This window comes from Acidobacteriota bacterium (assembly GCA_029861955.1).
Lineage (GTDB): Bacteria > Acidobacteriota > Polarisedimenticolia > Polarisedimenticolales > Polarisedimenticolaceae > JAOTYK01.
Genome location: JAOTYK010000024.1, coordinates 14,476 through 25,487, shown reverse-complemented (window position 1 = coordinate 25,487; position 11,012 = coordinate 14,476). Strand labels below are relative to the sequence as shown.

The window sequence follows — 11,012 nt, the reverse complement described above, 5'->3', positions numbered from 1 at the left end:
CTTACCGATCGAGTAGCTGCTCCCAGTTGAGCACGACCTCGATCCGATCGGTGGCCTGCTGTGACTCCGGACGTTGAACGAACGCCAATCGATCACTGCCGGGAACCGGTACGAACGATTGCTCAGAGAACAACTCGGACAACTGAAGGTCTTCGACGGATTCGATCCGAACGTCGGGGGTTGAATACCGTCCGCTGTCATTGTCCAACGTCGCTGCTAACAATTTCTTTCGGGGCCGGTCGAAAAAGAACAACTGCTTACCGTCGGCACTCCAGAACGGGTTCACTCCACCACTGCGTGAGACTTTGATCACCGTTTCGCCCACCCCACCTTCGAGGGAGTACGACCGCGCGTAGATCTCCGGCCGACCGCTCTCGTTCGATACGTAGGAAATCCAACGGCGATTCGGTGATACTGCGCCGCGGGACTCGCTGGCCACGGTGGCGATCAGGGGCCGAATCTCGGAAGAACCATCTACGGCGCCGATCCAGATGTCCGACTGCGTGGAACCAGAACTCCTGACGTCAAACAGGGCGTACCTGCCGTCGAAGTCGATGTCGCCGCTGTGAAGAACGAGATCCTGCGGCCACTCGTCGAACAGCGGGCGGGGCTTGGAGTCCCGCCGCAACTCACGGGTCAAGATCTCTCCGTCCTCTATCGATTGCCAGGAAGTGAATGCAAACTGCTGCTCTGACAGCCATGCCCCCCCGAACGTTACGAACTGGTCCGATGCGATCGGACGGCTGGACCCGGTGTCCAGTTCCACCAACCACAGCTCCGATGGCGACTCGTCGGCAGACATCGAGACCAGCAACCGCTGGCCGTCCTGCGAGAACCGGACGGGTGTCATGTACGCACCACGGGCCTCGATCAAAGGCTCGACCACCCCGTCTTGATCGATGGTCATCAACCTGTTGTCCGATCCTGCACCGGCACCGGTCACGAACGCAAGATGCCCGGCCCGTGAGGCACGCATCCACCGGATCTCATCGTCAGGGTTGGAGCCGCCCCCCAACACGGTCACGATATCTCCCGTCAATGCCGGAGGTGTCTGGGACAGATCGAGCTGAGCCGACAACAGGGTCTTGCCGCGCAAGAACAGCAATTGCCGACTGTCAAGTACCTGTGCACTGTAGGCGTTCTTCAGGAGCGTATGCTCGGTGCCGTCCCTCGTGTCGACGAGTAGGATCGCCCGCTGACCGTCGATGAAGCTGGAATCAAGTATCCACCTTCCACCATCGATCACTTCAAACTGAAATACACTGAATTGCCCGTTCTCGGAAATCTCCGCAAAAACTGTGGGCTCACCTCCGCCCGATGAGACCGAGAGAAGACGGTGTTCGTCAAGATAATCGACGTAGACGATTCGATCCTCGGTGACCCAACTTGTCGCCCCGTGATCGAGTACGTTCATCGCGATCGTCAGTGGTGGACGACCGTCAAGACCGACGACACGAAGATCCGCCCGATGATCGTCCGCTCCATCGGGCTCGACGAGAAAGCTGATCTGTCCCCCGTTCGGTGAGAACTTCGGAACGTCGGCGTTCTCGGTTCCCGGAATCGGTGCCGCGACAAACGAGTCGAGGCGTCGTAGCCAGAGACGGGAGGTCGCAACACCGCCGTTCCCGGCATCCTTGCCCATCGCTCGGTAGACGATCGAGGATCCGTCCGGCGAGAACGAGAATTGCACGTTCCGCGTCTGCGGTTCGTTCAACTGAAGCGACAACCCCAGCGGCTCGACAGTTCCATCCGGAGCCGGCTTGAGCCACCAGCCAATTGTCGCCGCCAGCGCGATCAGTCCGACGATGGCGACGCCACGAAGCCAGCGTCGCCCCGCCGGCTCTGCCGGTCGGTCCGCCGCGGCTGCACCCACGACGACCCCTTCGGGGTCGACGATCGCCTGCTCCAACTCGATGCGGGCATCGGCGATGTCATGTAGTCGGTTGTCCCGATCCTTCGTCAGGCAGCGGCGCAGCAACCAGTGCACAGTGACCGGAAGATCGACCGGCAACACTCCCCAGTCCGGATCCTTGTGCAGGATCGCTCCGATCGAATCGGACATCGTGTCACCACGGAACTCCGAGACACCGGTCAAGCACTCGTGTAGCACACAACCGAAGGACCAGATGTCGGTACGACGATCCGTCGCCTTGCCTCTCGCCTGCTCGGGGCTCATGTAAGCCGGGGTCCCCAGGATCATTCCGGCGACGGTGCCACCAGTGGTCACGGTGGGCGATGAAGTTTCGTCGCTCTCGATCGAATTCTCCGGGTCGAGCACCTTGGCCAACCCGAAGTCCAGGACCTTGGCCTCGCCCGACTTCGTTAACACGATGTTAGCCGGCTTCAGGTCGCGATGAACGATGTTGCGATCGTGGGCCGACTGTAGCGCTCTGGCGACCTGCGCGCAGAGCTTCAGCGCATCAAGCATCGGCAGTGGGCCGGCGGCGAGACGGGTGGAGAGGTCGTCGCCATCGACGAGCTCCATCGCCAGATAGTGAACACCGTTGGTCTGATGCAGTCCATGGATCACCGCGATGTTCGGGTGATGCAACGAGGCCAACACCTTGGCCTCGCGCTCGAATCGCTCCAATCGCTCGGGATGTTGCTGAAGGGTCTCGGGCAGGATCTTGATCGCGACCTCGCGATCGAGGGTCGTGTCGACAGCACGCCAGACCACACCCATCCCACCCTCGCCGAGTTTCTCAACAAGACGATAGTGACCCAGCATCTGGTCCGGTTTGGCTTGCAATGGGATCCCCTCTTTTCGCGGAGCCAAGGATACCCGCAAACGAATCCTCGGTGAAGAGAACGAAAGTTAGGGGGGGCGGGCGTTCCGCGCCTCTCTGCCCGGGCGTCCGGTTTTCAGGGAACGGTTGTTCGAGAACTAACCGCTTCCAGGGGTCTATAAAGCGGATCGAGAAACTCCGTCGCCAACTCGACATCTCCGATGTGTGGGAACGCCTGCTGATGTCGTGAAGCGATGTTCAGAGTCGCACCGATGTCGTACTCGTGACTCAGGAACTGTGCCAGCTCCACGCGGGTTCCAGACGTCGTCGCTGTCACGTGGCGAATTCCCGTGATGTCGGAATCGGCGAGACTCCAGACACGCTCCGCCAGATCCGCTGCCCATACCGCGCTGCGAACCTCGTCGGAGATCACCGTTATCGGTAGTCGGTTCTGCGTGCGATAACGCAACCAATCCAGATGGCCGGTTCGGCCGCTGATCGAAGGGCCGATTCCCAGGCCGTGGCGGATGATCAACGAACTCGGTCGCCGGCGAAGGAGTTTCTCCTCCGCCTCACATCGCGTCTGCCCATAGATCGAAATCGGATGAGTCGGATCGCTCTCGCAATACGGACCACGATCCCCACCGAAGACGTGATCGCTAGAGCAGTAGACCAGTCGCGTCGAATCGGGCAGTGAGTTCAGCAAGACGTCCATGCTCTTGACGTTGACCGCCCGCGCGAACTCAGGCTCCTTCTCGCACTTCTCGACGTCGCAGATGCCGGCGCAGTGAAGAAGCAGTTTCGGCTGCCACTCATCGATCACGCGACGAAGCCCATCGGCGTCGTCCAGATTGACCCGTGGCCAGGTCTGGCACTCTTCGTAACGACTGTACTCGCTACAAAACGGCGTCAGCGTATCAAGACCAAACCGTCGCACGATGGAGTAGCCGAGCTGCGACGTTCCACCGAGGAGGATCAATTCGTTCTTGCCAACGCGTCCAGCTCCTGGAACCAGTTGGTGATGACCTCGACGTTGCCACGGGGGGGATTGAGGACCATCAGGAAGCGGTCGCCGTCCGGATGGATGTCGTACTGCCGGGACCAGCGGTACTGAACCCATGCGCCGTCAAACAGCGGCTCCCGGCCGGTGACCCGGAAGCGTGGGGCGAACTCGAGCGACACGGCGACCATCGTCGCACCCTCCAGGTAGTAGACCGTCTTGCCGTCGGGAGCCCACGTGGGACTTGTCCCGCCCTTTGTAGAAATGCGGTGGCGAGCACCGGTATCGGGAAAGGAGGTCACGTAGATCTCGTCGGTACCGGAGTAGTCCGAAACGTAGGCCAACCATTGCCCATCGTACGAGACGATCGGCGCCAGTTCGTCATCGTCGCCGTCCATGAGACTGACCATCGACGGCTGATCGACGTCCTCGACGTAGTGCAGATCCATCCCCTTCTCGGGAATCTGCTCGCGGACGACCAGGGCACCCTGACGGGTCCAATCCGCAGAACGAAGATTGTTCTCCACGTCCAGCAGAATCTCCTCGGGCCGACTGAGATCTACGGGACGTCGGTAGATGTTGAACGAATCGGACCGGGCGCTTCCGTAGATCAGCTCGCTGCCATCCGGGCTCCACAGGGGGTAGAACCCACTCTCGGACAACTTGGTCGGTGTCTGGGTGTCCAGGTCGACCATCCAGATGGCATTTCCCTCGACGGAAACGGCGATACTCCGACCGTCTCGGGATAGACGGAGGTCATTGAAGTTCTTGAACGGCAATCCGTCCGTGAACAGTGGCGTCACCTGGCCGCTGAGGTCGACACTCATCAGCGACTGATTCTGGGACTGAGAGATCGGCAGGTAGACGACGCTGCCTTCGCTGGAGATGTCCAGCTGCATCTGACCCTCGTCGACCCACGCACGTGGGAGCACGGGCGCCGGCGGACCCGTAATCTCCAGTCGATCCGGATCGAATGGAGCGACAACGATGGTCTCACGCTGAACGAAGAGGATCTTGCCCGTCGGTAGGTAGCGGGGATTCGTGCCACCCATCTCGAGATCCGTCAGCTGCTTGGTGGCGATGTCCAGCGCCACGAGTCGGCTGACGGAGTTTCCTTCGTCCCGCGTGCTACATAGGACGGTCCCGGTGTCTGGGATCAGGGAAGGGAACATGAGCCCGATCTTCTGATCCTCCTTGCGGCTGATCTGCTCGGCCGGTTCGGTCCCCGTCGCCGACATTCGGAAGAGCTCTCCCTGATAGCTGAAATATAGATGGTCGTCGCTGCCCCATGTCACGCCGTCCATCGCCGCGGGGGCCGTTCCGATGTGGATGGCGGGCCCGCCTGTGGTCCGGATCTTCGCGAAGCGATCCGTATCGCGAAATCCGATCCACTGTCCATCCGGCGAGAACAGCGGGATTCCTCCACCCACCGTCCCTTCGACCGGCCTGGCATCGAACGCATCGATCTGACGCATGTACAACATGTCATCGGCGCCGGCCCCACCGAGCGTGAGGACCCGCGTGCCATCGGGAGAGACGGCAATCGCTCTGCCCGCGCCCTGGCGCGTACTGCCGGTGTTGGGGACCTCGAGCGTGAAGCGTCGTGTGAGTTGTGTCGATGGGTCGCTGCCCGATCCGAACAAAGAGAATCCGATCGCCACGACGGCGACAAGCAACGCCAGGCCGGCCACGATCCACGGTAGTCGAGACGCCTTCCGGGCGTCGTGCCGCACCGACTCCACCGGCCCGTCGGGATTGGCGATCGTGTTCTCGATGGCGATCCGTGCCTCGCCGATGTCCCTTAGCCTGCGCATCTTGTCCCGGGTCAGGCAACGATCGACCAGGCTGCTCATGGACGGAGGAACATCGGCAGGGATGTCGTCCATCGAGATCGGTGCACGCAGCACGTCGGCCAACGTATGGGAGACCGTCTCCCCCTCGAACAGGCGCTTCCCCGACAACATCTCGTGGAGCATCACTCCGAACGACCAGATGTCCGCCCGTCGATCGGTCGGTTGGCCGGACGCCTGCTCCGGGGACATGTACGACGCCGTGCCGAGGATCAGTCCGGCGACGGTGCCTGCGGAGGTCATCGTCTGCGAGGTCATCGGGTCGCTGGCGGTCGCCGGGTCGTAGGCCTTGGCCAGGCCGAAGTCGAGAACCTTGGCCTTGCCTTCCGGGTTCAACCGTACGTTGGCCGGTTTGAGGTCGCGATGGATGACGCCGCTCTCGTGGGCGACCTCCAGGGCCTCGGCCACCTCCCGCATGATCTGCAAGACCCGCTCGGCCGGAAGACGACCACGATTCATGGCGTCGGCCAGATCCTCACCGGGGATGAACTCCATGGCGATGAACCGATGCCCGTCCGCCTCGTGTAGACCGTAGACCCCCGCGATGTGAGGGTGGTTCAGGGAGGCCAGGACTCGTGCCTCACGCTCGAACCGCGCCAGTCGCTCCGGCTCCGAGGAGAATTGGGCCGGTAGGATCTTGATCGCCACGTCCCGCTCGAGAGAGGTATCCGTCGCCTTCCAGACCACACCCATCCCTCCCTCGCCGATCTTCTCGACGAGGCGGAAATGCAATAGTGTCTGGCCGGCTTCGATCGTCATGGGTCCGCCACTATAATCGACTTCGCGATGGGTGTCGCGGCACGCTGCCCGTCCCACAGCAAGAGATCCCATGACGCAATCCGACGACAAGAGCCGATCGCAGATCAAGCGGGAGTTTCGCGACCTGAAGGCGTTGGGGAAGGAACTCGTTGATCTGTCCGAGGGTCAGGTGCGGGCCCTTCCGCTGTCCGAGGAAACCCGCGACGTCATCCTCGCGACGAAGGGGCTGACCCGTAATGCGCTGCAGCGTCAGTTCCGCTACCTCACATCGTTGCTGTCTCATGAGGATGCCGACGTTCTGCGGACCGCGCTAGAGGGTCAACTCAAACCCCACGCAGACAAGGTGGCTGCATTGCATGAGGCCGAGCAGTGGCGTGATCGCCTGCTCGATCAGGATCAGAAATCGTTAGCGGAGTTCTTCGAGGACTACCCGGACTGCGACCGGTCTCAACTGCGCCAACTCGTTCGCAACGCCCTCAAGGAACGAGACCTCGGCAAGCCACCGAAATCGGCGCGCCAGCTGTTCCGCTACCTCCGACGCTGGACCGAGGCGGATCGTCCCCCCAGGTCGTAGACCAGGAACTCTCCCCGAAGCCCTGCGGAAGACGTCGGCTTGGCCATGGAGGGCCGTGCGTTGAAGGCTTCCCGGAATCCCTCGTTGGCGACGATGAACGCGGCGCGCCAGCCGTCGAAACGTTTCAGGGTTCGCCCGAGGTTGCGATAGAGAGCGAGCAACTCACTCTCCCGCGTCTGTAGCCGGTGCCCGTACGGCGGATTCGTGGCAAACACTCCGACACCGGCCGGTGCGTCGGGGAGATAGCTTGCGACTCGCTCCGGCGTCAATCGCATCGCGTCAATCGAATGCACCACGATCGACTTGTCGACCGCCCGCCCCGTCAGTCCCGACACCCGCAGATTCCCGATCATCCAGCCGATGCACTCCTCGTTGATATCGGAGGCCAGGATGAAGGGCCGTGTATCCGGATAGAGCGGCGGCGACTGGGACGGGAAGCCGCCGAAGACCGACATTCCGAACGCCGGCAGGTCCTCGGGCTTCCGAACCGCGAAGCCTCTCGCAAGCAACGCCGCCTCGACCGCGATGGTGCCACTCCCGGCCATCGGATCGACCAGAGGCTCGGCCTGGGGCATCCACTTCGACAGAAGGATCAGCTGCGCAGCCAGGGTCTCGCGCATCGGCGCCGGTCCCTGGGCCACCCGTTGCCCGCGTCGATGACGTGGGCCGCCGCCCAGGTCGAGGATGACGTAGGTCATCCGCTCGTCATCCAGACCGGCGCGACGCACGAGGATCTGCATCTCCGCACCGCTCGGCTGCACCTCCGCGTACCCGCCACGCTTCTGCATCGCCTGTTCGAACGCGCTCTTGATCGCGCCGCGCAACTGCAGAGGCGAGGACTCGAAGTCCTCGGCGCCCTTGACCTCGACCGAGATGCTGACCGATCGGCCCTTCGGAAGACGGTCGTCTACGGCCAACAGCGGAACCAGGTCGGCGACAAGGGGTTCCAGCCGGACGGCCGGCGACGACGCAAGCTCCCAACCGATCCGCGATGAGCTGCGGTGATAGCAGGCGGCGACCCAGGCAACCGACGGGTCGAAGGGATAGCGCAGCGCCGTCGATCCCTGGCGGGTCGGCTTCGGCACGCGAACCTTGAAGGGCGACCGCATGACCAGCCGTAACAGCTCGGACTCCATGACCTTGTTGGCGCCGACGGTTCCCTGCAATCGGAGGAACGATTCTGTTTGTGCCTTCATGAGGTTATGATGCCGTACAGAGCCGGACAATAGGGAACGAAAGTGACCCGCCGACGCCAGTGGAGAGAACCGATGCGTCTATCCCGTGCCTTGCTATCGATTCCGTTACTTCTACTCGCGGTCGGTTGTCCCAGCAGCAGCGACCCGCTGCTCGGAACCACCGGCTGCCCCGCGCTCGTTGTGTTCTCGCCGACGGAGGTCGACACCAACGCGACCCTGATCCAATCGAGCGAGGTGGCACCCGAGTATCCCGAGGCCGCCCGGGTCGCGATGATCGAGGGAACCGTCCTTTTGACGGGAGTCGTATCGGATCGTGGCGCGGTGTGCAGCCTGCTGCCGCTGACCGTCGATCCGGAGGGCTTGGAGTTTGAAGACGCGGCCATCGCCGCGGTGATGCAGTGGCGTTATGACCCGGCGACACGGAATGGCGACAATGTCGCCGTCGTCGTCACCGTGCAGGTCGATTTCACGCTCAACTGACGTCGTTGGCTACGACTCGTCGTCCGGCGGCGGCAGACGCCCGGCGTCCTTCAATGCCGCACGCAGCAGGTATTCCACCTGACTGTTGACGCTACGCAACTCGTCCCGGGCCCAACGACGCAACGCGTTGAGGACCTCCGGAGAAGTCCTCAACAGGAACGATTCGCGAGTTACCATGGGTGGCTACTGGTAGAGCGTGCCGGCGTTGACGACCGGCTGCGCGTGACGATCGCCACAGAGTACGACCAGCAGGTTCGAGACCATCGCCGCTCTCCGTTCGTCGTCGAGATGGACGATGTTGTCCCGTGAGAGGTGTTCGAGCGCCATCTGGACCATACCGACCGCGCCTTCGACGATCTTCGTCCGCGCCGCGACCACGGCGGCTGCCTGCTGTCGCTGGAGCATGGCCGCCGCGATCTCCGGGGCATACGCCAGATGGCTGATCCGCGCCTCGATCACCTCAACGCCGGCCTTACCCAGTCGCTCCTGGATGTCCGTTTGAAGCTGGTCGCAGACTTCCTGGGTGTTTCCACGAAGAGAGATCTTGTCATCCTGACTGTCATAGGGATGACGGGTCGCGAGGTTTCGTAGGGCCGCCTCGCTCTGGACCGCGACGAAGTCTTCGAAGTCGTCGACCTCGAACAACGCCTCGGCGGTATCGACGACTCGCCAGACTACGACGGCCGAAATCTCGATGGGGTTACCGTCGCGATCGTTAACCTTGGACGGCCTGCCCGCGCTGCGACGCTTGGCCTCGACCACCTTACCGGCGGCATCCTTCTTTTCGGGCGTGTGGATCGAGCCGGTCTCGAAGTTGCGGATCCGCAGCGAGACCTTCTTCTTCGAATAGAACGGGTTGACCCAGTAGAAGCCGGACTCGACGACGGATCCCTTGTAGTTGCCGAACAGCAGCATGACGCGAGCCTGATTGGGGGCGATGGCCTGGAAGCCGGCGAGAACGATGATGCCGGTGATGAAACAGATCGGCGCGATGATGGCGGCCGTCGGTGTCGGACCGCCGTTGCGGACGGCGTGGGTAATGAAAAGTATCGGTGTGCCGATCGTCAGGGCGAGACAGGCGATCAGGGCAAACCAGCCGGACATGGGGCGATAACGCCGTTCGGTACTCATGGGTGCTCTCTCCTTCTTTATTTTGATTTATATCAATATGATATCACTTTGACATCATTTGTCAAGAAGGGCACTATTTCTCAATAAAAATGTCCAGCGGAAGGATCGCCGTCACCCCGACGTTGGGCGCATCCACCAGCTGCCCGATCCGCAGATCGACGGCGACGCTGGCGACCAGAAAGGCCTGCTGACGGGTCAGGCCATAGGTGTCAACCATGTAGTCGATGATCTCCAGCAAAGCATTTCGGGCCGCCAGAGAGATGTCCTTCGAGAGGTTCGAGAGCTTCGCAACCACCGGCGATTCGAGGTACCGCATGTCCGGTGGAACCTCGCCCGGACTCTTCAGCGGGAAGCCGGTCGTTGCGTAGAACCGGCGTGACGGGATATCGAGCAAGGTCGATCGTCCCTCGTAGTGCGGGCCGCGGCTCAGCGTCGGCCCCTCCTTGATCAACTCCGTCGTCAACAGCACATCGGCGTCCATCTCGATGGCCGTTCCGGCGACCTCCCCGTCCCCCTGGGCGTAGTGAAGATCGCCCACGGCCAATCCGCATCCATCGATGTAACACGGTAGATAGATCGTGACGCCCACGCCGAGGTAACGGATGTCCATGTTTCCGCCGTGCTCCCGTGGCGGAATGGTTCTCAGACACTCGTCCGTCTTGGACCCCTCGTCGCCACAGACTTCGGCGGGCGATGCGTGAGTCGGATGCGGAAGACGGACCGCCCCCCCGACCGCTGCCAGTTCAGCTTCCCGTGCCAGCATCGCGGCATGTTGTTCAACTCCGGGCAGGACAGTGACGACGCCCGGAAAACTGCCGTTGGGAATCCGCACACCGGGAATATCGTCCGTCACCGCGTGATTACGATCGAGACGCCACAGAATCCGATACGGTCCCTCGACGACATCGGCGACAAACCCGCTCCCGGTAATCAACGTGAAGCCGTACTCCCCCGGATCGATATCCAGCAGCGTGACTTTGAGGACATCGCCTGCTTTTGCGCCGTCAATATGGATGGGTCCGGTCATCGGGTGGACAGTGCCGAATTGGCTATCGCCAAGACGAGGATCGGGTGCGGCCGACGGAGCGAGATCGAAGTCACTGGCGTTGCGGGTGCGGAGCAGGATCTTCTGTCCGGGTTTCGCACGTGCCGTCATCGGGATCTCGGGGTGGATCCGGTTGATGCACTGGGGATCCTCGTTACAGTTGCTCCCCTCACCACCGACGACAAGGATCTCCGCCCCTGATGCCGTCGTCACGCACATCAGGATTAGAAGTGAGAGAACAGCCAGTTCAA

9 protein-coding genes are annotated in these 11,012 nt (G+C 62.0%); 2 read left to right on the top strand and 7 right to left on the bottom strand.

Features of this window, described 5'->3' with window-relative positions; translation table 11 throughout:
- Nucleotide 1: 1 nt before the first annotated feature.
- The 3 genes from OES25_12420 to OES25_12410 form a co-directional block, all read right to left on the bottom strand.
- Nucleotides 2–2,749, bottom strand: coding sequence for a serine/threonine-protein kinase (locus tag OES25_12420; GenBank protein ID MDH3628440.1), 2,748 nt, complete (start codon nt 2,747–2,749; stop codon nt 2–4).
- 113 nt (nt 2,750–2,862) lie between these two features.
- Complete coding sequence (locus tag OES25_12415) at nt 2,863–3,705, bottom strand: sugar nucleotide-binding protein (GenBank protein MDH3628439.1); 843 nt, start codon at nt 3,703–3,705, stop codon at nt 2,863–2,865.
- Nucleotides 3,702–6,335 (bottom strand): serine/threonine-protein kinase, encoded by a 2,634-nt coding sequence (locus OES25_12410; protein MDH3628438.1) that lies wholly within the window; start codon nt 6,333–6,335, stop codon nt 3,702–3,704. Before OES25_12410 ends, OES25_12415 begins: the two co-directional genes overlap by 4 nt.
- A 70-nt stretch (nt 6,336–6,405) precedes the next feature.
- On the opposite strand from OES25_12410, the gene OES25_12405 reads away from it, so the two are divergent.
- Complete coding sequence (locus OES25_12405) at nt 6,406–6,909, top strand: DUF615 domain-containing protein (GenBank protein MDH3628437.1); 504 nt, start codon at nt 6,406–6,408, stop codon at nt 6,907–6,909.
- Here the strand turns inward: OES25_12405 and OES25_12400 are convergent.
- A complete protein-coding gene (locus OES25_12400) occupies nt 6,864–8,105 on the bottom strand; it encodes a hypothetical protein (protein ID MDH3628436.1) in 1,242 nt (413 codons plus the stop codon). The two genes, OES25_12405 and OES25_12400, sit on opposite strands and share 46 nt — an antisense overlap.
- A gap of 72 nt (nt 8,106–8,177) precedes the next feature.
- Between OES25_12400 and OES25_12395 the strand changes: the two genes are divergently transcribed.
- Entirely contained in the window at nt 8,178–8,585 is a 408-nt protein-coding gene (locus OES25_12395; protein MDH3628435.1) for an energy transducer TonB, read from the top strand.
- A gap of 9 nt (nt 8,586–8,594) precedes the next feature.
- Here the strand turns inward: OES25_12395 and OES25_12390 are convergent, their stop codons facing one another.
- The 3 genes from OES25_12390 to OES25_12380 form a co-directional block, all read right to left on the bottom strand.
- Nucleotides 8,595–8,762 carry an Arc family DNA-binding protein gene (locus tag OES25_12390; GenBank protein ID MDH3628434.1) on the bottom strand — a complete coding sequence of 56 codons (168 nt, stop codon included), beginning with the start codon at nt 8,760–8,762 and terminating at the stop codon, nt 8,595–8,597.
- A 6-nt stretch (nt 8,763–8,768) separates the two neighbouring features.
- On the bottom strand, nt 8,769–9,716 hold the full coding sequence (locus OES25_12385) for an SPFH domain-containing protein (protein ID MDH3628433.1): 948 nt from the start codon (nt 9,714–9,716) through the stop codon (nt 8,769–8,771).
- Nucleotides 9,717–9,789: 73 nt separating this feature from the next.
- The gene (locus OES25_12380; protein MDH3628432.1) at nt 9,790–10,980 is read right to left on the bottom strand and encodes an acetamidase/formamidase family protein; all 1,191 of its coding nucleotides are present in this window, start codon (nt 10,978–10,980) and stop codon (nt 9,790–9,792) included.
- Between the last annotated feature and the right edge of the window lie 32 nt (nt 10,981–11,012).

Excerpts from the sequence above, each read along its gene's own strand:
- OES25_12395 (MDH3628435.1), top strand. The coding sequence starts at position 8,178 with ATGCGTCTATCCCGTGCCTTGCTATCGATTCCGTTACTTCTACTCGCG.
- OES25_12400 (MDH3628436.1), bottom strand. The coding sequence starts at position 8,105 with ATGAAGGCACAAACAGAATCGTTCCTCCGATTGCAGGGAACCGTCGGC.
- OES25_12385 (MDH3628433.1), bottom strand. The coding sequence starts at position 9,716 with ATGAGTACCGAACGGCGTTATCGCCCCATGTCCGGCTGGTTTGCCCTG.
- OES25_12410 (MDH3628438.1), bottom strand. The coding sequence starts at position 6,335 with ATGACGATCGAAGCCGGCCAGACACTATTGCATTTCCGCCTCGTCGAG.
- OES25_12405 (MDH3628437.1), top strand. The coding sequence starts at position 6,406 with ATGACGCAATCCGACGACAAGAGCCGATCGCAGATCAAGCGGGAGTTT.
- OES25_12390 (MDH3628434.1), bottom strand. The coding sequence starts at position 8,762 with ATGGTAACTCGCGAATCGTTCCTGTTGAGGACTTCTCCGGAGGTCCTC.
- OES25_12380 (MDH3628432.1), bottom strand. The coding sequence starts at position 10,980 with ATGTGCGTGACGACGGCATCAGGGGCGGAGATCCTTGTCGTCGGTGGT.